Consider the following 18848-nt stretch of genomic DNA (forward strand, 5'->3'; position numbering starts at 1 on the left):
CGGGTTTTTTCGTTTTGGGCCGATGCGATGCGTCAGCCGAACAGGTCGCGCGGGTATTCGGGCTTCTGCTCGCGCGAGAGCAGCAGGCGCAGACCTTCCGCCGGCGTGATCTCGCCATGCAGCACCGCCTGCACCGCGCTGGAGATGGGCAGCTCGATGCCATGGCGTTCGGCCTGGCGCATCACTTCGTCCGCCGTCTGCACCGATTCGACCACCTGGCCGATCTCGCGCACCGCATCGGCGATGGACTGGCCACGACCCAGGGCAAGGCCCAGGCGCCGGTTGCGGGAGAGATCGCCGGTGCAGGTAAGCACCAGGTCGCCCAGCCCGGCCAGGCCCATCAACGTTTCGGCCTTGCCGCCGATCGCATGGTTGAGCCGGAGCATTTCATTGAGGCCGCGGGTGATCAGCCCGGCGCGCGCGTTGAGCCCGAGCTGCATGCCGTCGGCCACGCCCGTGGCCACGGCCAGCACGTTCTTCATCGCACCGCCGAGCTCGGCGCCGAGCATGTCGTTGCCGGTATAGGCACGGAAGGCCGGGCCATGCAGTGCGTCGGCAACCGACTGCGCGAATGCGCCGTCGCTGCCGTGCACGGTCAGCGCGGTCGGCAGGCCCTGCGCGACTTCCTTCGCGAACGACGGTCCGGTGACGACGGCCAGCGGCACGTCCTCGCCCAGCACTTCTTCGGCGACTTCGTGCAGGAAGCGACCGCTTCCCGGTTCGAAGCCCTTGGTGGCCCAGGCCACGCCCGCGTGGGCCGGCCGCAACGGCGCCAGCTTGCGCAGGGTCTCTGCAAAGGCGTGCGAGGGCACCACCACGAGTACCAGGTCCGCGCCCTTCAGGGCGACGGCCAGGTCGGTGGTGGCGCGCAGCGTGTCCGGCAGGGCGATGCCCGGCAGGTAGCGCGGGTTCTCGTGGCGCTGGTCGATGGCGTCGACGCCATCTCCGTCGCGCCCCCACAGCACGGTCGGATGACCGTGCCGTGCGATCAGGGCTGCGAGGGCGGTTCCCCAGGAACCCGCACCGAGGACCGCGACGCTCGCGAGTGCGTTCGCTTCCATGCCGCGGTCGCGATCAGGCGTTGCCGGCGGTCTCGGCGTCGACCAGGCCACCGGCCTGTGCGGCGCGCTGACGCAGGCCTTCGGCGTACAGGGCGTCGAAGTTGATCGGCTGCAGGAAGAACGGCGGGAAGCCACCGGCCTGGATCAGGTCGCTGATCAGCTGGCGGGCATAGGGGTACAGCACGTTCGGGCAATGCGTGCCCAGCATGGCGTCCAGTGCCTGCGCGTCGAAGCCGGCCAGACCGAACACGCCGGCCTGCTTCACTTCCACCACGTACAGGGTCTTGTCGCCGGCGTTGCAGGTCAGGTTGATGCCCAGGACCACTTCGAAGGCATTCTCGTTGAGGCGCTGCACGCTCTGGTTGAGGTTCATCTGCAGCTGCGGGGTGGCCTGCTCGTTGAAGACGGCCGGAGCACCCGGCACCTCGAAGGAGACGTCCTTGGCGTAGATCTTTTCGACAGTGAACGCCGGACCGGTGGCTTCGGTGGACGCGGCGGCGCCGTTGACGTTTTCTTCGGACATCTCGTAACTCCAGGCAATAAATGCGGAAAGTGGTCGATTATGGCACGCGCCCCTGGCGCGCCCGGCTGTTCAGATTGCGCGAGTCGATGCGTCCGCGGCAAGCCGCGAAGCAATCCCCAGAAGTCGGTGTTGGGGCGGCGTTGGGGGCGATCAAGGGCCCCGCACGACGCCGCGATCTAGTCGCACCGATCAGGCGCGACCCTTCACCAGCGGAAGGTCGGCCTGCTGCCAGGCGGCGATGCCACCGTCGAGCCAGTACACCTGGGTGAAGCCGGCCTTCTTCAGGCGCTTGGCGGCGTCGGCCGAACCCTGGCCGGTGCGGCACACCACGACCACCGGCAGGTCCTTGGCGTTGGCCAGCAGCTTGTTTTCCGGATCGAACTGGCTGGGCTGCACCGACTTGCTGCCGGCGATGTGGCCCTTCTCGAAATCGTTGCTGGCCGACAGGTCGATCACCAGCGCGTTGTCGCGGTTGATCAGGCCGGTCAGTTCGGCCGGGCGCAGGGCCTTGTAGCCGCGGAACAGCCGCGCGACCTCGGTATAGATGATCGCCAGCGTCAGGCCGACGAGCGCGAACGACAGGTAGGGATGGCGTTCGGCAAAGGCCAGCAGTTCTTGGAAGTTCACGGCATCACGCAGACTGAAACGAGGGCCGGGATTGTCGCCCAGCACCCGCGGCGGCGCAAAACCCGCCCGGGGCTCACTCGCCTTCCCAGAGGTCCGGCAGGCCGGTGATCAGCCACCAGTTCTTGGTCGCCTCGTCCCAGCGCCATTCCTCGCGGTAGCGGACGGTCCGTTCGGCCTGGGTGTGGCGGTTGACCACGCCGATCTCGATGTCGCGCAGGGCCACGCCGCCTTTCTTGTCGGCCGAGCTGCTGCGCTCGCGGTAGGCGGTGATCTGCACCTGCTCGTAGCGCTTGAGCTCCAGGTCGCTGACCGGATGCGCTTCGCGGTAGCCCGGTTCGATCATGCCCATGGCGCCTTCGAAGTCGCCCCAGCGGATCGCCCCGGACCAGGCGTACTGGTTGGCCTGCAGCAGGTCCATCTTGCCGCGCCGCGCCAGCGCATCGCCGGCAAAGGCGAGCAGCAGGGCCAGCACGGCCAGGAGCATGGGCTTGGTCAGGCGCATCGGGATTTCCCCTGGGAATTGCGCCACATCCTAGCCGGTCGGCTTCCCCGGCGTCCCTGACCGGGCGATGGCCACGTAGCGGGCGGTGAACTCGGTCGCGATTCCGCCGTCGGGCAGGCGCGCGCGCGCCACCAGCGAGGTGCGGGCGCGCCCGCGTTCGCGCAGGGTGGCGATGAAACCGGGCCAGGCAGCGTCGGGGGCGAGTTCGGCCTCCACGTCCAGGTCGGCGAACAGCGGCGCCAGGTAGCGGATCTGGCTGTCGGCGACGAACACGTCCGCCTCAAGGCCCGCCGCTTCCACATGCAGCGACACCAGCCCCCACGAGGCCAGCGTCATCATCGAGGCCAGGCTGCCGCCGAACGCGCAGCCCTTGTCGTTGACGTGCGTGGACAGCGGCGCGTGCAGACGCAGGCGGCGTCCGTCGTAACCGGCGATGCTCACGTCCATCGCGGCGACCGGCGGCATCGATTGATAGTGATGGTGCAGCCGCTGCAGCGCGGCGTCTTGCTCGTGATGATGGTCCATGCGCAACGTCGTGGGGGAAAGGAAAGTGCCGGCGTTCTCGCACCGACGCGCGCGCGGCTATGCTGATGCGATGCCCGCACGCACGCCCGAATGGTACGTGATCTCGCTGCGCCCCCGTGGCGAGCACGCGCCGATGCGCCGTGCCGCCGCGCGCGCGGGTGCGAGCGTGATCGCACTTTCGCCATCGAAACTGGTGCTGCGTCAGGATGACGCCACGCGCGCGGCATTGCGCGAAGCGCTGTCTGCGTCGCGGGTGATCTTCACCAGTCCGGTCGCGGTGCGTGCCGCGCGTTCGCTGCAACCGTTGCGCGCGCGCAGGGGACAAGGCTGGTTCGCCGTCGGCGCAGGCACGGCCGCGGCGCTGCGGCGCGCGGGCATCGCTGACGTCCAGGCGCCCGCACGCATGGACAGCGAAGGCCTGCTGTCGCTGCCCGGCCTGCACGACGTGCACGATCGTTCGATCGGGTTCGTCACCGCACCGGGCGGTCGCGGGATGCTGGTGCCCGAGCTGCAGTCGCGTGGTGCGCGCGTGCTGCGCGCGGATGTCTACGAGCGTCAGCCCGTTCCGCCATCGCCGCAGGCGGTCGCCCGCATGGCCGCATTGCGACAACCGGCCGTGCTCGCATTGTCCAGCGGCGAGGCGTTGCAGCAGATCCTCGCGACGCTGCCCGCGCCGGCGCTGGCAGGTTTGCGTCGCGCCCGCGTGGTCGCGGCCAGCGAACGGCTGGCGACCTTGGCGCGCGAGAACGGGTTCTCGCGCGTCGCGTTGGCCCGCAGCGCGCGGCCGGCCGACCTGATCGCCGCCGCCTGCGAATGAACCACCGGGCCTGACGCGCGTGGCGTCCGGTAGCATGGCGCGGTCCCCTCCCCGCGCGCTGCCGTGTCCACACCCGATCCCGCCCCCGTCCCGGCCCCTGCCCGACGTTCGTACGCCTGGGCCTGGTTGTTGCTGGTCGTCGCCCTTGGTGGTGCCGGCGTCTATGGCTGGATGCAATGGCAGGCGCGGGCCGAACGCGAGCGCGAAGCCGCCGCCGATGCGGGCCAGCGCCTGGACGCCGTCGACAATCGCATCGACGCCATCCGCCGCGACCAGCGCGCGCAGCTGCAACGACTGCAACAGGCCGACGCCACCAACCGTGTGCTGCGCGACGAACTGCTTGGCCTGGGCCAGCGTTCGGCACTGATCGAAGACACGGTCTCCCGCCTCGCGGACCCGGACCTGCACGGCGCGCAGGCGCTGCGCCTGGACGAGACCGAACTGCTGCTCAGCCTTGGCCAGCAGCGGCTGGTGATTGCCGGCGACCTGGAGGGTGCGCGTCGCGCCTACGCACTCGCCGGTCACGTGCTGGACGGCATCGACGACCCCGCTTACCTCAGCCTGCGCCAGACCCTGCAACAGGAACGCGCCGGCCTGGACGCGCTGGGCACCGAGCCGCGCGTGAAGGCGATGGCCGAACTGGACGCGCTCGCGCAGAGCATCCGCATAACGCCCGTGGAGCCCACCGCTGCGACGACGCCGGACGCGCCATGGTGGCGACGGGCGTTCGCCAGCCTCATCGACGTGCGCCCCAGCGATCGCGCCATCGCCGTGCAGCCGGCCGACCGCATCGCGGCGGCGAACGGGTTGCAGTTGGAGATCTCGCTCGCGCGCGCCGCAGCGGAGCGTCGCGATGAAGCCGGCTTCCGCACCGCGCTGCAGCGCGCCGATGCATGGATGACGCGCCTGTGGCCGGAGTCGCCGATGCTGCGCGAGCAGCGCGCACGCCTGCAGGCGATCGCCGCGCGGCCGCTTTCACTCGCGCTTCCGACGCTGGGCAGCACACTGCAGCAACTTCGTCAGTTGCGCACGCACTGACACGCGACGCGACGCAGGGACACGGAGTCGCCATGAATCTTTTCCGCAACGTGCTGTTCTGGATCGTGCTGGCGCTGGCGGGGGCGTTGATCGCGCAGCTGCTGGTGCAGGATCCGGGTTACGTGCTGGTGCGTTACGGCGGCAACGACTACACCACCAACGTACCCAAGGCGATGGCGCTGTTGCTGATCGTGCTGGCGGCGCTGTGGTTGTTGTGGAAGCTGCTCAGCCTGCCCTTCACCGCCGTGCGCCGCCATCGCCGACGCCAGGCGCGCGCACGCCTGATCGATGGATTCGACGCACTTCACCAGGGCCAGTGGACTCGGGCGGAGAAACTGCTCGGCCAGGCTGCGGAGGAACATGACGCTGTCGCGGTCGCGCACGTCGGTGCCGCGCGTGCCGCACTGGGCCGCGGCGACGAATCCGCCGCACGCGTGCATCTGGCTGCAATCGACGCCAACCACTCCGCCACGCGCGCGATCGCCGAGGCCGAACTGGCGCTGTCGCACGACCGTCCGGCCGATGCCCTCGTCCTGCTCGATGCGCCGTCCGCACAGCCGCTGCCGCCGCGCGGGCTGGTCCTGCGTGGCGAAGCGCTGGCCACACTGGGTCGCAGCGGCGAGGCCTATGGCCTTCTCGGCGCCCTGCGGCAGCAGCAGGCCTTGTCGGACGAACGCCTGTCGATGCTGGAAGCACGCTGGGGCGCGGCCTCGCTGCGCGAAGCGGCCGATGCCAACGTGCTGGCCGATCGCTGGGAAGCGCTGCCAAAAGCGTTGCGCCACGATCCGGCGTCCGTTGCCGCCTACGCCGAACGCGCGAGCGCGATGCGTTGGGACGAAGCGGCCACGCGCAGCATCGAGCAGGCACTCGATGCGCGCTGGGACGAATCGCTCGCGAACCTTTACGGCAGGCTTCCGGTGGGCCGCGTGGCGGAACGTCGCGAACACGCCGAGCGCTGGTTGCAGGCGCACCCGGCCAGTCCCGCGCTGCTGCTGACGCTCGCGCGGCTGTCGCGTGCGCAGGGCCAGTGGCCGCAGGCGGAAGCCTGGCTGCACCGCGCGCTGGCACAGGGCGCGAACAGCGAGGCGTGGGAGGAACTCGGCGCCGGCTTCGCGCAGACCGGCGAAGAGAAGCTTGCCCGGCAGTGCTACGCCAATGCCCTGAGCGCCGCGCGCGGCGAAGCGATCAGCGACCTGCCCGGTCGCGATCTTCGCCAGACCATCTTCGACCAGGCCGTCGCCGAGGAACGCGACGAGCACGGTGTGCCGCGCCTGCGGGAGTGAGCCTTGAACAATGCAGGCCGCTCTTCCTTCTCCCCTTGTGGGAGAAGCTGCCCCGAAGGGGCGGAAGAGGGGGCGGCCAAGCCGCAGGTTTTCCGCGACCTCAACCCTTCTCCCTGGCCGCTTCGCGGCCTGTCCCTCTCCCGCAAGGGGAGAGGGGATGCACGCCTACTTGGTGCGATAGAACGTCGGCAGGGTGGCCAGGAAGTCCGGGCTGGAGCCGTCGAAGCGCGTGTAGTTCTCGCCGATGCGCGTCACCACGAGGACGCGCCCACCCAGGATGGCAACGAGCTGGCTCGCCACGATCACGGCACCGCCGGCCAGCGCCAACGGGACCACTTCGTCCGCGGCCGCCACGAACAGCATGCCCAGGCCGATCACGCTGCCGACCATGCCCACCGCCAGGCTGAGCCGCCGCTGCGAGCGGTGGCGGCCGCACAGGCCCACCGTCACCGGCGTCTTCTTGCGCACGAACAGCGCGACGATCGCGTAGAGCGGCAGCAGCAACGCCAGCGCGTACAGCGCCGGGTGGTGCCAGTAGAAACTTCTGCTCTTGAGCTGCAGCGCCGGTTCGTTGCACTTGATGCAACGCCCCGGCAACGTGCAGCCGGGTCGAACCACCAGTTGATTGCCATCGCGCCAGCAGTCGGCCACGACTTCCGCCAACGCGGCGTCGAGCCGCGCGCGGGGCCCCATCGGATTCACCGTCGACATCGCCCTTCCCCAGGAACGTTCAACAACCAGCGATGCGCCCGCTGGGAGCGTTCGCGGGCGGCACTGCCGACGGTGTCCCCACACCGTCTGCCCGCGCGCCGATCCTAGGGCCGAGACCACTCTTTCTGCAAACTCTGTCGCAGTTTTACGGGTACCGCCCGTCGGCGCGTTCGCCCGGGTGGTCGGTCAGCGCTCCAGGATCGCGACCACGCCCATGCCGCCGGCCGTGCAGATCGACACCAGGCAGCGGCCGCCACCGCGCTGCTTCAGCTCCTTCGCGGCGGTGGCGACGATGCGTGCACCGGTCGCCGCGAACGGATGGCCCGCGGCGAGCGAGGAGCCGTTCGGATTGATCTTCGCCGCGTCTATCCTGCCCAGCGGCGCGTCCAGGCCCAGGCGATTGCGGCAGTATTCCTCGCTCTCCCACGCACGCAGCGTGCACAGCACCTGTGCGGCAAACGCTTCGTGGATCTCGTAGAAGTCGAAGTCCTGCAGGGTGAGGCCGTTGCGCTTGAGCATCTCCGGCACGGCGATGGTCGGCGCCATCAGCAGGCCTTCGCCGTGTACGAAATCGACCGCCGACACGTGCGCATCGCGCAGGTAGCACAGCGGTTCGATGCCGTGCGAGCGCGCCCACTCATCGGAGGCCAGCAGGCACGCCGCCGCACCATCGGTGAGCGGGGTCGAGTTGGCCGCCGTGAGCGTGCCGCGTCCGGAGGTCTTGTCGAAGGCCGGCTTCAGCGAGGCCAGCTTTTCCAGCGTGCTGTCCGGGCGCAGGATGTTGTCGCGCGAGACGCCGCGGAAGCTGACCACCAGATCGTCGAAGAAGCCGCGCTCGTAGGCGGCGGCCAGCTTCTGGTGCGAGGACAGCGCCCACTCGTCCTGCGAATCGCGGGAGATGTTCCACTGCTTGGCCATGTCCTCGCAGTGCTCGCCCATGGACTTGCCCGTGCGCGGTTCGGCCACGCCCGGGAATTCCGGCTTCAGCTCGCGGAAATGGAAGCCCTTGAACGCGGCCAGCTTGTCGCGCGGCGTCTTGGCGCGCGCGGCCTCGAGCAGGCGGCGGCGCAGCTTCAGGCCGTACACGATCGGCACGTCGGAGGTGGTGTCCGAACCGCCGCCCACGCCGACGTCGATCTGGCCGGTGGCGATCTTGTTGCCGATGTGGACGATCGAATCCAGCGAGGTACCGCACGCGCGCTGCAGGGTGATGCCCGGCGTCAGCGGCGACAGGCCGGAGGACAGCGTGGCTTCGCGGCCGAGGTTCCAGTCGCTGGAGTGCTTGATCACCGCCCCCATCGCCACTTCGCCCAGCTGCTGGCCGTGCAGGCCGTACTTCTCGACCAGCGCCCCCAGGGTGCGCACCGACATGCCCAGGTTGCCAACGTCCGCATAGGCCGTGTTCTGGCGGCAGAACGGGATACGGACGCCACCGAGCACGGCAACGGGACGGGCTGGATGCATCACTACACCTCGCAGGACACGCAAATCTGGAAAAAGGAGAATCGCCGGGCCTTTACGACCGGGCGGGCATAATGGACCGAAGTGTAGCGCCGCCTTCGCGTGCGACCAATACGCCACCGTATCCATGACGCCAGCCGAGTCCACCCCGCCCGCCCCGCCCGCTTCCCTGCATGTGCTCGGGGCGCTCGCCCTCGAGCTGCGGGGCGACGCGCCCGTCTCACGCCAGGCGCTGGCGCAGAACGAAGTGGGGGCCTTGGCGGAACTGATCGCGCAGGACCTGGCGCGTTTCGCCCCGGACGCGACCTCGCTGGACCTGATCACCGTAGGGGCGCATTACGACCCCGTCGAACTGCTGCGCCCGGGCTGGCCCCTGCACCGCGAACTCGACCAGCTGGCCGCGCGCGCACCGCGTGCGGGCACGGAAGGCAGCCGCATCATCGCCTTCGGTTCGCACGAAGCTCAGCTGCCGGGCGCGCTGTCGCCCTCGCTGGATCACCTCGGAGGTCCGTTCCGCCTGGTGCCGTTCGTGCTCAGCGGTTCCGAAGCCGTCGCCACGCGCGTGGGCGAGGCGTTCGAGCGCGAGCTGCTGGAGCGCGGCATGGCCGGCGCGGCCACCGCACTGGCCGCACAGCACGCCTTCGGCCTGCAGGTCGAACACGCGCGCTACCTGACCGTGCACGACCTGACCGCGATGATGGCGATGCAATACGACCACGCCGGCCTGTCGCCGCTGTGGCCCCTGCTGGAAACCGCCCTGCTGGAACCGGAAGGCGAGCACTGGCTCGACGCCCCGCCGGAACCGCTGGTGCATTACGCCGACGGCGAAGCGCGCATCGCCCTGTTCGAACCGCGCGCCTGGAAGCAGCGTTACGCCACCGACGAACCCTGCGACACACCGGAATGCCGAGGCAAGCTCGAGCAGGCCCACCGCCATTTCCAGGCCCGCCAGCGGCAGATCGCCGCGGTGCTGGGTGCGCACGGCATTCCCGTGAACTTCGTGCATACCACCGAGGAAGGACGCGCGGCGCTGGCGTGATGGCGTGCAGCGCGCCGTCATGTGCATGCTTCCCTTCGAATCACTAGCGAGTAACCGGGCGCGGGCTTCGGCCTTGCCGGCCTGCGTCGTGTGATTTCAGCTTTGAGGTTGCCCTTGCGGTTGCCGCTGTTGTTGCGGTTGCAGCGGCTGTTGCCTTTGCCCTTGCGACTTCGGAGCGAGCCGAGCACCGGAGCCGGAAAAGGGCGCAGAGTCGCCCACTGTTTGAGTGCCGCGTAGCGGCGCGAGTTTGGGCGACGTCCCTTTTCCGGCGAGGAGCGCAGGGGACCGCCGCGCAGCGGCGGATCGCGTAGGGAGCCAACGGTTTTGGTTACTTTTGCCAAGACAAAAGTAACCCGCCCGTTTTCGGGCGGAAGCTTTTGCCTTTGCCGCTGCTCTGCAGTTGCAGTTGCCGTGGTTGCCGTCATTCCCGCGAAGGCGGGGTCTTCCGGGCCGCTGCATGGCGGCACTATCCACGTGTCCGGTGTATCACGGCCTTCGAAAGGAGTGTGACGACTGAAGGTTGGATTCCCGCCTTCGCGGGAATGACGAGCTTCAACAACGTCGATATCAGGAGCAACAGCTTCCGCTCGCAAGCGAGCGGGTTACTTTTGTTTTGGCAAAAGTAACCAAAACCATCCGCTCCCTACGCGATCCGCCGCTACGCGGCGGTTCCCTGTGCTCCTCGCGGCGCGGGGGCACGCCGCCCAAACTCGCGCCGCTTCGCGGCACTCAAACATGGGCGGCTCTTCGGCCCCCGCACCACTGCGGTGCCCGGCTCGCTCCGAAGTCGCAAGAGCAAAGGCAACTGCAAAGGCAAAGGCGACGGCAACAGCTGGGGCGAGGGCAAGACCGCACGTAGCGGCGAAATGCAACCTGCAACTGCAAGTCGCTCAACCCTTCGCCGCGAACTCCACCTCGCGGATCGCATACCCCGCATCGACCATCCCCAGCGACTCATACGTGCGCTGCGCATCCGCGTTCTCGCGCTCCACGTACAACCGCAGCCCGACGACACCCGGCGTCCCGCGCGCCAGCGCCTCGACATGCCGGTACAGGCCAGCGAACACACCCTGCCGGCGGTGCGCCGGTGCGACGTACACACTCTGGATCCACCACCAGTCGCCGTTGCGCCAGTCGCTCCACTCGCGCGTGAGCATCAACGTGCCGGCAGGTTCGGCGATGGTCTCGCGACCCGCCACCGCCGACTCGCGCATCGCCACGAAGTAGCGCGCTTTCGAGGGATCGGCGATCGCCGCTTCGATGCCGGCGCGCACGACCGACTCGTCGAGCTGCTTGTGCTCGGTCTCCAGCGCCATCGCACGCGCCCACTGCGTCAGCAGGTCGCGATCGTGGGCGTGGGCTTCACGGATGCGCAGCGTTGACATCGTGCCTCCTCAGGCGCGCTCGGAGCGAGCGCGGCCGCGGTGCCGCGCGAGGCGATCTTACTGCGTGACAGTGATGACGCCGCAGGCGATGCGGCCGCCGGCGTTGCCGGTGGGCTGCGTCTTGTAGTCGTCCTGCGAGGCATGGACGATCACCGCCCTGCCGGCCACGTCGTTGGCGGCGCCACCGCCCAGCGTGACGCCTTCGGCATGCACGTCGACCCTCGCAACGCCTTCGCCGTCGGCAAGGATGTTGTTCATGTCGCCACCGTGATGCGCACCACTGCCGACCTTGCCGTGCGGCGCGCCGGCGGGATTGAAGTGTCCGCCCGCACTGCTTGCATCGGCGGCGCTGCAGTCGCCCTTCTCGTGGATGTGGATCGCGTGCGTGCTGTTGGGCGCAAGGCCGCCGATTTCACCGGTGAGATGAACGCCCTTGCCCATCGGCACCACGCTCAGCTTGCCGCTCACCAGGCTGGCCGAGGCCGATGCAAGGTTGACGGTGGCCGCCTTCGCAGTCGACACACTCGCCGTCGACGACGCGGAAGGCGCGGTCGAGGTCGACGGCGTTGAACTGCAGGCCGATACGGCCACGATGGTCGCGGCGATCAGGGCGGTGGTGAGCGCGGTATTCATCGACTTCTCCTTGCGTTGACGCGAGTGACATGGCGCGGCCGGGGCACAGCCTAGCGGGCCGGTGGTCGTACAGCGGTGAACGTGGACGTCAGGAACGGGGACGACGTCCCGGCCCCAGCTTCCGGGTGAGCGTGTTGCGACCCAGGCCCAGCCGCGCCGCCGCTTCGGTGCGGCGACCGCCGGTGTGTTCCAGCGCCGCTTCGAACAACGCGTGCTCGAAGCGTTCGCGCGCCTGCGCATGGATGTCGTCGCGCCCCAGCTGCAACTGCGCGCGCGCCCATGCGGCCAACCGGCGATCCCAGTCATCCTCGCTTTCGAGCACCACGTTGTCCTTGCCGGGCGTGGCGGCAAGCGCTTCGTCGAGGTCCTCGTGCGTGATGGTGTCGCCGGGTGCGAGTGCGGCCACGCGCCAGCACAGGTTCTCCAGCTGGCGCACGTTGCCCGGCCAGTCGTAGGCGACCAGACGCTCGATCGCCGCAGGCGAAAGGCGCTTGGGCGGCGCATCGAAGCGCTCCGCCGCCGCGGCGAGGAACCGTTCGGCCAGGCGCGGAATGTCCGGCCGGCGCTCGCGCAGCGCAGGCAGACGCAGACGCACCACGTCCAGGCGATGCAGCAGGTCCGCGCGGAAGCGGCCATCGGCCACCAGCGTTTCCAGGTCCTGGTGCGTGGCCGCGATCACGCGCACGTCGACGCGGATCAGCTCGCGTCCGCCGACGCGGAAGAACTCGCCTTCGGCCAACACGCGCAGCAGGCGTGTCTGCAGCGGCAACGGCATGTCGCCTATCTCGTCGAGGAACAACGTGCCGCCGTGCGCCTGTTCGAATCGGCCGGTGTGGCGTCGCTGTGCCCCCGTGAACGCACCGGCTTCATGGCCGAACAGTTCGCTTTCCAGCAGTTCGGCCGGAATCGCGGCGGTGTTGAGCGCGACGAACGGCGACTTCGCGCGCGGCGATTCGCGATGCAGCGCGCGCGCGACCAGTTCCTTGCCGGTGCCGGTCTCGCCGGTGATGAGCACCGACAATGGCGCCTGCGCCAGGCGGCCGATCGCACGGAACAGCGTGCGCATCGCCGGCGTGTCGCCGATGAGCGCGTCGTCCTGCGTCGCGGCGGTATCGCGTTGCGGCGCGGCGCTTTCGCCGGCGGCTGCCAGCGTGCGCTCGGCCAAGGCCACCGCTTCGTCCAGATCGAAGGGCTTGGACAGGAACTCGTGCGCACCGCCGCGGAATGCGCCCGCGGTGCTGGCGACGTCGGTGTAGGCGCTCATCACGATCACCGGCAGCTTCGGCGCCTGCGCCTTGAGCTTGTCCAGCAATACCAGTCCGTCATCGCCGGGCATGCGCACGTCGGTGAAGAGCAGATCCGGCGCACCGCGTTCGGCCAGGGCCGTCAACGCGTCGTGCGCGTTCTCGAAACCGTCCACGCGATAGCCCGCTTCACGCAACGCTGTGGCGAGCACGAAACGCACGCTGCGGTCGTCGTCGACCACCCAGACGCGTGACGTGCTCATGCGCACCTGTTCCCGGAAAGTCGCGCAGTAACCATCACGTGTCTTCTTCCTCGATATGCAACGGCAACAGCAGGGTGAACACGGTGTGGCCCGGTCGCGAACGGTAGGCGAGCGAGCCGCGGTGTTCGCGCGCGACCTGCTGCGCCAGCGCCAGGCCCAGGCCGCTGCCTTCGGCGCGGCCGGAGACCAGCGGCAGGAACAACCGGTCGGTGAGTTCCTCCGGCACGCCGCGCCCGTCATCGATGATCTCCAGCCGCAGCGCGAGGGGATGCACCGCGTCGGCGATGCGCACCGCGTGTTCGGCGCGCGTGCGCAGCGTCACGTGCGTCGCGCTTGCCTGGATGGCGTTGCGCACCAGGTTCCACACCGCCTGCATCAGGCGGTCGGCGTCGCCGGCAAACTCGGGCAGGCTGGGGTCGTAATCGCGCACCAGGCGCACCGCCCAGCCGGCATCGCTTTCGGCCAGGCGCAGGACGCGTTCGAGCACGGCATGGATGTTGAGCGGCGCGTGCGGTCGCGGCGGCGCCGGCGTGAGCAGGCGGTCGACCAGCCCGGTGAGCCGCTCCACTTCGCTGCCGATCATCGCCACCAGTTCGCGCGAATCACCGTTGGCGGGCTCGGCCTCCAGCCGCCTGGCCAGCAATTGCGCGGCGCCCTTCAGGCCCGCGAGTGGATTGCGCAGTTCGTGCGCCAGCCCCTTGAGCGAGGCCGACAGCGCGGTGGGCAGCAGCAACGCGGGGTCCTCGCCGGGGAATTCGTCGACCGGGTGGGCCTCCAGCAACCAGCCGCCGTCGTCGCGCCGGCTCAGCCAGAGGTCGGCGAAGCACTCCTCGCCGTCGCCATAGCGCAGGCGGCTGCGGCGCAGGCGCAGCGGGGCGTCGGCCGCGTCGAGCCGGGTCATGGCGTCGGCCAGCCCGCTGTCGCCGCCGTCCAGGCCGGCCAGGGGCCAGCCGATCAGGCGCCGTGCGCTCACGCCCAGCCAGCGCGAGAAGGCGGCGTTGCAGCCGGCGATCGCCCCCTCCTCGTCGCTCCACGCCAGCGGCGTGGTCAGGCCGTCGAGGTCGGGCCGCTCGTGGTCGGAACGGCCGGAATCGGGTGCGGGGGTGGGCATTGCACCATCTTAGTGCAGGCCGCAGGCGTCGGCGCACGTGGGGCCAAGGGCCAATTGAGGTCCGTTCTGAACGGCGTAGAAGAAGCGGTGGACGCGGCCGGCATGCCCGTCGATACCCACGAGGACCTCCCCCATGAAGATGCAGACGCTTCGCACGCCGCTGACGCTGACCGTCGCGCTCGCGGCCGTGCTGGCCGTGTGTTCCGCCTCCGCCGCCGATGGCGACAAGAGCAAGATCAAGGGCCTGATCACTTCGGTGCAGGGCAACACGATCATGGTCAAGGACGCCAACAACGTCGAACAGACCATCACGCTCTCGCCTTCCACGGTCTACAAGAAGACCAAGGGCCTGACGGGCGTCGTGCACGAGAAGGTGGAGCAGGGCGCGATGATGCCCGGCCTGCCGGTCACGGTCGACGCCGTCGCTGCCGGCAGCGGCTTCAACGCCACCGAGGTCACCTTCAAGTCCGAAGACTTCAAGACTGCGCAGCAGGTCGAAGCCGGACTGGCGCCGACCACTGCGCGCATGAACGATTTCGGCAAGTACGAAGCGCTGGCCACGGCCGAAGTGCTGTTCGACTCGGGCAGCACCAAGCTGTCGGAGACGGCGAAGTCGGATCTGACGGCATTCGCGGCGAAGGCGAAGGCAACCCAGGACTACCAGGTCGTGCTTCAGGGCTTCACCGACTCCACCGGCAACGCCGCCGCCAACCAGCGCCTGAGCACCCAGCGTGCCAACGCGGTGGCCAACTACCTGCAGCAGAAGGCCGGCCTGGCGCCGGGCCGCGTGCGCGCGGGCGATGGCATGGGCATCGCGCCCGATGCCGGTGCCGGAAGCAACGCCGGCGCGCGCAAGGTGGTGGTGAAGCTGATCGTCGACAAAGGCGTGCAGGCCGGCAAATAAGCGGTCGGCTTGCCGGCATCGCGGCGGCGGACATTGCTCCGTCGTCGTGTGAGCGGAGGATTCCATGCGCATCCTGGTGCCCCAACTGCTGACGGCCGCGCTGCTGCTGGCAGTCTTCGACGGCGCGTGCGCCGCGCCTCAAGCGGCGGCGAAGACGCCCGCCGCGTCCACCGGCCTGACGGCCTCCTCGGAGTCGTTCAGTCGCGAAGAGCTCGACCAGATGATGGCGCCCGTCGCGCTGTATCCGGATTCGCTGCTGGCCCAGGTGCTGATGGCTTCCACCTACCCCGGCGACGTCGCCGACGCGGTCGAGTGGTCCAAGGCGCACAAGGATGCCAAGGGCGAGGCCGCAGTGAACCAGGTGGCCAACGAGACGTGGGACCCCAGCGTGCAGTCGCTGGTCGCGTTCCCGCAGTTGCTCGCGGTGCTCGGCCAGGATCCGAAGTGGGTGCAGCGCATGGGCGATGCCTTCCTCGCGCAGCCCGATGCGGTGATGGAATCGGTGCAGCGACTGCGTCGCCAGGCCGATGCCGCCGGCAACCTGAAATCGAACGAACAGCAGAAGGTGAGCAAGCAGTCGGCACCGCCGTCGGGCACGACGGCGACGACGACGACCGTGCCGGCCGGCACGCAGACCATCGTCATCGAGCCGGCCAATCCGGAAGTGGTGTACGTACCCAGCTACAACCCCAGCGTGGTCTACGGCAGCTGGGCGTATCCGTCATATCCGCCGTACTACTACCCGCCGCCGGCGTATTACTACCCCGGCGCGGCGCTCTTCAGCTTCGGTGTGGGCGTGGCCGTCGGCGGCGCGCTGTGGGGCAACTGCAACTGGTGGGGCGGCGACGTCGACATCGACGTGAACCGCTATAACGAGTTCAACCGGAACACCAATCGCGAGCGCAACGTCAACCGGGATCAGATCAGCCGCGACGGCAAGTGGCAGCACAACGCCGCCAACCGCGACGGCGTGCCCTACCGCGACAGCAAGAGCCGCGAGCAGTTCGGCCGTCAGCTCGACGGCAAGGGCCAGCGCGACGCCTACCGCGGACGCGACGGCGCGCGCACGGCCGAACGCGACAATGCCCGCCAGGCCATGCAGAACCGCGGCTTCGAATCGCCCGCGACGAGCAACCGCGAAGCACGCGATCGCGCCGGCCAGGCCTCGCGCGATTTCAACCAGCAGCCGCGTGCGCGCCAGCAGGCGGCGAACCAGAACCTGTCGAACGCGCGGGCCCAGCAAGGTGCGCGCGATCGCGCCTCCACCGCACAGCGGGGACAGGGCAACAACGCCTTCGCGGGTGCGCGCAATCCCGGCCAGTCGCGCGCCGACGCGGGACGCGGCCACAGCAGTTTCTCGTCGTCGCAGCGTCCGTCCAGTTCGCGCGGCGGCGGTCGTCAGATGTCGCGTCCGTCGCGTCCACCGTCGCGCGGCGGCGGTCGTCGTCGTTGAGCAGGAGAGGACCATGACCGCCAACGTCCGCCACCTTGCCGTCCTCTGCCTCGCGCTCATCGCGCTGCCGGCGTCGGCGCAGCAGTCGTTCCCCACGCCCGATGCCGCCGGCGACGCACTCATCGCCGCACTGGGCACGAAGCAGGCCGATGCCACGCGCCTGGCCGCCGTGTTGGGCCCGCAATGGGAGCAGTACATTCCGCGCGGCAGCATCGAGCGCGAAGACGTCGACGCCTTCCTCGCCCGCTATCGCGAGAAGCACTGGTACCAGCGGGCCGACGCCACGCATTCGATGCTCAGCGTCGGCAACGATGCGTGGACGCTGCCGGTGCCGCTGGTGAAGGGCGCCAGCGGCTGGGCGTTCGACCTCAAGGCGGGCGAGCCGGAAATCCGCGCACGACGCATCGGCCGCAATGAACGTGCGACCGAGCAGGCCGTGCTGGCCTATCACGATGCGCAGACCGACTACGCCACGAAGGACCGCAACGGTGACGGCATCCTCGAGTACGCGCGGAAGTTCGTCAGCACCGACGGCAAGCACGACGGCCTGTACTGGGACGACGCGGACGGCAGCGAGGAAAGCCCGCTCGGCCCGCTGTTCGGCGACGACACGCCGCAGGGCGAATGGCACGGCTACCACTACCGCATCCTCGACGCGCAGGGTCCGTCGGCGCCCGGCGGCGCCTACAGCTATCTGATCGGCGGGCACATGAATCGTGGCTTCGCGCTCGTCGCCTGGCCTGCGAAGTACGGCGACAGCGGCGTGATGAGCTTCATGATCAGCCACGAGGGCGAAGTGTTCGAGAAAGACCTCGGTCCGGACGGCGCGAAGCAGGCCGAGGCGATGGCCGCCTTCGATCCCGACAGCAGCTGGAAGGAAGTCGACGCGGCCAGCACGGCAGCGGTCTCGCCCTGACATCCGCGGCCACGGGCGCGGGCCATTCAGCCCGCGCATCGGCGCACCCTGCCCTTGCGCGGGAACCTCCCGGACACTGGTGCATCCAATGATCAGGGAGGAACGCTCATGGCCGTCCACGGCACACTCGCGATCGATTACCTGGCTCTGGACGACGCCGGCCTGGCGGCGCGCGTGCGCGGCGGCGACCGCGAGGCGTTCCGCCACGTCATGAAGCGTTGCAACCAGCGCCTGTTCCGCGTCGCGCGCGGCGTGGTGCACAGCGATGCCGAAGCCGAAGACGTGGTGCAGGAGGCGTACGTGGACGCATTCGAGAAGTTCGCCAGCTTCCGCGGCGAGGCTTCACTGGCGACATGGCTCACGCGCATCGTGCTCAACGAAGCGCACGGCCGGCAGCGACGCGACCGCCCCACCGTGGAGGTGGAGGAACTCGAAACCGCGCAGCTCGACGCCGGGCGCATCGTCGCGTTCCCGTTGGCGTCTTCGCACGCGGACCCCGGTGCCACGCTCGCGCGCGAACAGGTGCGCCACCTGCTCGAGGACGCCATCGACGAACTGCCCGAAGGCTTCCGCCTGGTGTTCGTGCTGCGCGAGATCGAGGAGTGCAGCGTGGAGGAAACCGCGCAGGCGCTGGAGCTGCGCCCCGAAACCGTCAAGACCCGACTGCACCGCGCGCGCCGCCTGTTGCGTGCGTCGTTGCAGGACACCCTGGCGTCGATGCTGGACGACGCCTTTCCCTTCCTCGGCTCGCGCTGCGAACGGATGACCGACACCGTGATGCGACGCATCGCGACGCGGTCCTCGCCATCGCAGGACTGAAGCCCGCGCCATCCACCACGGAGTCCGTCATGTTGAAGATCGCATTGTTTGTGTTCGCCATCGCCGCCCTGGGCGGCCTGGTCCTCGCCGCGCACGTGTTGCGCGGTCGCTTCGCCCCGTGGGCGGTCTCATTGCTGCACGCCGCACTGGGCGCCACCGGCATCGGCCTGCTGCTGTGGGTCGTGGTGAACGGCATCGGCCCCGCCAGCGCCACCGCCGCGCTATGCCTGTTCGCACTGGCCGCACTCGGCGGCTTCTACCTCGCCTCGCTGCACCTGCGCCGCAAGCTGCCGCCGAAGGCGGTGGTGTTCATTCATGCCAGTGTGGCGGTGATTGGGTTCTTGACGTTGGTGGCGGGGGTGTTGGGGGCGTGAGGGTGCCAGCATCGAATGATGGTGGGCGCCATAGCCACCCACGACGTGTTATGTCCCTCAACTTCGGAGAAGGTTATGGAACCAAGTCTTGGAGAACGTTACGGGCTCCGCATCATTGAAGTATGAATCGCCTACGCCAGCTATGGCTTGTAGTTCAGC

Annotated in this window: 20 protein-coding genes; 9 read left to right on the forward strand and 11 right to left on the reverse strand. The window is 69.2% G+C overall.

Annotated features, from left to right (window positions below):
* Positions 1-32: 32 nt before the first annotated feature.
* The 5 genes from QLQ15_RS03385 to QLQ15_RS03405 form a co-directional block, all read right to left on the reverse strand.
* The gene (locus QLQ15_RS03385; RefSeq protein ID WP_283211440.1) at positions 33-1061 is read right to left on the reverse strand and encodes an NAD(P)H-dependent glycerol-3-phosphate dehydrogenase; all 1029 of its coding nucleotides are present in this window, start codon (positions 1059-1061) and stop codon (positions 33-35) included.
* Between the two features lie 13 nt (positions 1062-1074).
* Positions 1075-1584, reverse strand: coding sequence for a protein-export chaperone SecB (secB, locus tag QLQ15_RS03390; protein ID WP_283211441.1), 510 nt, complete (start codon positions 1582-1584; stop codon positions 1075-1077).
* Between the two features lie 189 nt (positions 1585-1773).
* Positions 1774-2211: a rhodanese-like domain-containing protein gene (locus tag QLQ15_RS03395; RefSeq protein ID WP_283211442.1), complete on the reverse strand. Its 438-nt coding sequence runs from the start codon at positions 2209-2211 to the stop codon at positions 1774-1776.
* Between the two features lie 73 nt (positions 2212-2284).
* The gene (locus tag QLQ15_RS03400; RefSeq protein ID WP_283211443.1) at positions 2285-2713 is read right to left on the reverse strand and encodes a hypothetical protein; all 429 of its coding nucleotides are present in this window, start codon (positions 2711-2713) and stop codon (positions 2285-2287) included.
* Between the two features lie 30 nt (positions 2714-2743).
* Complete coding sequence (locus QLQ15_RS03405; RefSeq protein ID WP_283211444.1) at positions 2744-3238, reverse strand: YiiD C-terminal domain-containing protein; 495 nt, start codon at positions 3236-3238, stop codon at positions 2744-2746.
* A gap of 70 nt (positions 3239-3308) precedes the next feature.
* On the opposite strand from QLQ15_RS03405, the gene QLQ15_RS03410 reads away from it, so the two are divergent.
* The 3 genes from QLQ15_RS03410 to QLQ15_RS03420 all read left to right on the forward strand — a co-directional run bounded on the left by QLQ15_RS03410 (position 3309) and on the right by QLQ15_RS03420 (position 6376).
* Complete coding sequence (locus QLQ15_RS03410) at positions 3309-4055, forward strand: uroporphyrinogen-III synthase (RefSeq protein ID WP_283211445.1); 747 nt, start codon at positions 3309-3311, stop codon at positions 4053-4055.
* A gap of 63 nt (positions 4056-4118) precedes the next feature.
* Complete coding sequence (locus tag QLQ15_RS03415) at positions 4119-5093, forward strand: uroporphyrinogen-III C-methyltransferase (RefSeq protein ID WP_283211446.1); 975 nt, start codon at positions 4119-4121, stop codon at positions 5091-5093.
* A 32-nt stretch (positions 5094-5125) separates the two neighbouring features.
* A complete protein-coding gene (locus QLQ15_RS03420; protein WP_283211447.1) occupies positions 5126-6376 on the forward strand; it encodes a heme biosynthesis protein HemY in 1251 nt (416 codons plus the stop codon).
* A 165-nt stretch (positions 6377-6541) separates the two neighbouring features.
* Here QLQ15_RS03420 and QLQ15_RS03425 read toward each other — a convergent pair whose 3' ends face one another.
* Together QLQ15_RS03425 and QLQ15_RS03430 are read right to left on the reverse strand one after the other, a co-directional pair.
* Positions 6542-7087 carry a hypothetical protein gene (locus QLQ15_RS03425; protein WP_283211448.1) on the reverse strand — a complete coding sequence of 182 codons (546 nt, stop codon included), beginning with the start codon at positions 7085-7087 and terminating at the stop codon, positions 6542-6544.
* A 186-nt stretch (positions 7088-7273) separates the two neighbouring features.
* Positions 7274-8551 (reverse strand): acetyl-CoA C-acetyltransferase, encoded by a 1278-nt coding sequence (locus tag QLQ15_RS03430; protein WP_283211449.1) that lies wholly within the window; start codon positions 8549-8551, stop codon positions 7274-7276.
* Between the two features lie 124 nt (positions 8552-8675).
* Between QLQ15_RS03430 and QLQ15_RS03435 the strand changes: the two genes are divergently transcribed.
* Positions 8676-9587: a hypothetical protein gene (locus tag QLQ15_RS03435; RefSeq protein WP_283211450.1), complete on the forward strand. Its 912-nt coding sequence runs from the start codon at positions 8676-8678 to the stop codon at positions 9585-9587.
* Between the two features lie 890 nt (positions 9588-10477).
* On the opposite strand, the gene QLQ15_RS03440 is transcribed toward QLQ15_RS03435, so the two are convergent.
* The 4 genes from QLQ15_RS03440 to QLQ15_RS03455 all read right to left on the reverse strand — a co-directional run bounded on the left by QLQ15_RS03440 (position 10478) and on the right by QLQ15_RS03455 (position 14223).
* Positions 10478-10972, reverse strand: coding sequence for a GNAT family N-acetyltransferase (locus QLQ15_RS03440; protein ID WP_283211451.1), 495 nt, complete (start codon positions 10970-10972; stop codon positions 10478-10480).
* 57 nt (positions 10973-11029) lie between these two features.
* Positions 11030-11605 carry a superoxide dismutase family protein gene (locus tag QLQ15_RS03445; protein ID WP_283211452.1) on the reverse strand — a complete coding sequence of 192 codons (576 nt, stop codon included), beginning with the start codon at positions 11603-11605 and terminating at the stop codon, positions 11030-11032.
* Positions 11606-11693: 88 nt separating this feature from the next.
* A complete protein-coding gene (gene ntrC / locus QLQ15_RS03450) occupies positions 11694-13112 on the reverse strand; it encodes a nitrogen regulation protein NR(I) (protein ID WP_283211453.1) in 1419 nt (472 codons plus the stop codon).
* A gap of 34 nt (positions 13113-13146) precedes the next feature.
* Positions 13147-14223, reverse strand: a complete 1077-nt coding sequence (locus QLQ15_RS03455) for a two-component system sensor histidine kinase NtrB (RefSeq protein ID WP_283211454.1) — start codon at positions 14221-14223, stop codon at positions 13147-13149.
* A gap of 133 nt (positions 14224-14356) precedes the next feature.
* On the opposite strand from QLQ15_RS03455, the gene QLQ15_RS03460 reads away from it, so the two are divergent.
* From QLQ15_RS03460 to QLQ15_RS03480, 5 genes are all read left to right on the forward strand, one after another.
* The gene (locus QLQ15_RS03460; protein WP_283211455.1) at positions 14357-15127 is read left to right on the forward strand and encodes an OmpA family protein; all 771 of its coding nucleotides are present in this window, start codon (positions 14357-14359) and stop codon (positions 15125-15127) included.
* Positions 15128-15191: 64 nt separating this feature from the next.
* Positions 15192-16580 carry a DUF3300 domain-containing protein gene (locus tag QLQ15_RS03465; RefSeq protein WP_283211456.1) on the forward strand — a complete coding sequence of 463 codons (1389 nt, stop codon included), beginning with the start codon at positions 15192-15194 and terminating at the stop codon, positions 16578-16580.
* 13 nt (positions 16581-16593) lie between these two features.
* Positions 16594-17496 (forward strand): DUF2950 domain-containing protein, encoded by a 903-nt coding sequence (locus QLQ15_RS03470; protein WP_283211457.1) that lies wholly within the window; start codon positions 16594-16596, stop codon positions 17494-17496.
* 108 nt (positions 17497-17604) lie between these two features.
* A complete protein-coding gene (locus QLQ15_RS03475; RefSeq protein ID WP_283211458.1) occupies positions 17605-18315 on the forward strand; it encodes an RNA polymerase sigma factor in 711 nt (236 codons plus the stop codon).
* 29 nt (positions 18316-18344) lie between these two features.
* Positions 18345-18689, forward strand: coding sequence for a hypothetical protein (locus QLQ15_RS03480; protein ID WP_283211459.1), 345 nt, complete (start codon positions 18345-18347; stop codon positions 18687-18689).
* Positions 18690-18848: the final 159 nt, after the last annotated feature.

The sequence above is a fragment of the Lysobacter stagni genome (assembly GCF_030053425.1).
Taxonomy (GTDB): domain Bacteria; phylum Pseudomonadota; class Gammaproteobacteria; order Xanthomonadales; family Xanthomonadaceae; genus Lysobacter_J; species Lysobacter_J stagni.

What these genes read in the sequence shown, in the direction of transcription:
- QLQ15_RS03385 (WP_283211440.1), bottom strand. Translation starts at nt 1,061, where the DNA reads ATGGAAGCGAACGCACTCGCGAGCGTCGCGGTCCTCGGTGCGGGTTCC.
- secB (WP_283211441.1), bottom strand. Translation starts at nt 1,584, where the DNA reads ATGTCCGAAGAAAACGTCAACGGCGCCGCCGCGTCCACCGAAGCCACC.
- QLQ15_RS03400 (WP_283211443.1), bottom strand. Translation starts at nt 2,713, where the DNA reads ATGCGCCTGACCAAGCCCATGCTCCTGGCCGTGCTGGCCCTGCTGCTC.
- QLQ15_RS03405 (WP_283211444.1), bottom strand. Translation starts at nt 3,238, where the DNA reads ATGGACCATCATCACGAGCAAGACGCCGCGCTGCAGCGGCTGCACCAT.
- QLQ15_RS03410 (WP_283211445.1), top strand. Translation starts at nt 3,309, where the DNA reads ATGCCCGCACGCACGCCCGAATGGTACGTGATCTCGCTGCGCCCCCGT.
- QLQ15_RS03420 (WP_283211447.1), top strand. Translation starts at nt 5,126, where the DNA reads ATGAATCTTTTCCGCAACGTGCTGTTCTGGATCGTGCTGGCGCTGGCG.
- QLQ15_RS03425 (WP_283211448.1), bottom strand. Translation starts at nt 7,087, where the DNA reads ATGTCGACGGTGAATCCGATGGGGCCCCGCGCGCGGCTCGACGCCGCG.
- QLQ15_RS03430 (WP_283211449.1), bottom strand. Translation starts at nt 8,551, where the DNA reads ATGCATCCAGCCCGTCCCGTTGCCGTGCTCGGTGGCGTCCGTATCCCG.
- QLQ15_RS03435 (WP_283211450.1), top strand. Translation starts at nt 8,676, where the DNA reads ATGACGCCAGCCGAGTCCACCCCGCCCGCCCCGCCCGCTTCCCTGCAT.
- QLQ15_RS03440 (WP_283211451.1), bottom strand. Translation starts at nt 10,972, where the DNA reads ATGTCAACGCTGCGCATCCGTGAAGCCCACGCCCACGATCGCGACCTG.
- QLQ15_RS03445 (WP_283211452.1), bottom strand. Translation starts at nt 11,605, where the DNA reads ATGAATACCGCGCTCACCACCGCCCTGATCGCCGCGACCATCGTGGCC.
- ntrC (WP_283211453.1), bottom strand. Translation starts at nt 13,112, where the DNA reads ATGAGCACGTCACGCGTCTGGGTGGTCGACGACGACCGCAGCGTGCGT.
- QLQ15_RS03455 (WP_283211454.1), bottom strand. Translation starts at nt 14,223, where the DNA reads ATGCCCACCCCCGCACCCGATTCCGGCCGTTCCGACCACGAGCGGCCC.
- QLQ15_RS03460 (WP_283211455.1), top strand. Translation starts at nt 14,357, where the DNA reads ATGAAGATGCAGACGCTTCGCACGCCGCTGACGCTGACCGTCGCGCTC.
- QLQ15_RS03465 (WP_283211456.1), top strand. Translation starts at nt 15,192, where the DNA reads ATGCGCATCCTGGTGCCCCAACTGCTGACGGCCGCGCTGCTGCTGGCA.
- QLQ15_RS03470 (WP_283211457.1), top strand. Translation starts at nt 16,594, where the DNA reads ATGACCGCCAACGTCCGCCACCTTGCCGTCCTCTGCCTCGCGCTCATC.
- QLQ15_RS03475 (WP_283211458.1), top strand. Translation starts at nt 17,605, where the DNA reads ATGGCCGTCCACGGCACACTCGCGATCGATTACCTGGCTCTGGACGAC.
- QLQ15_RS03480 (WP_283211459.1), top strand. Translation starts at nt 18,345, where the DNA reads ATGTTGAAGATCGCATTGTTTGTGTTCGCCATCGCCGCCCTGGGCGGC.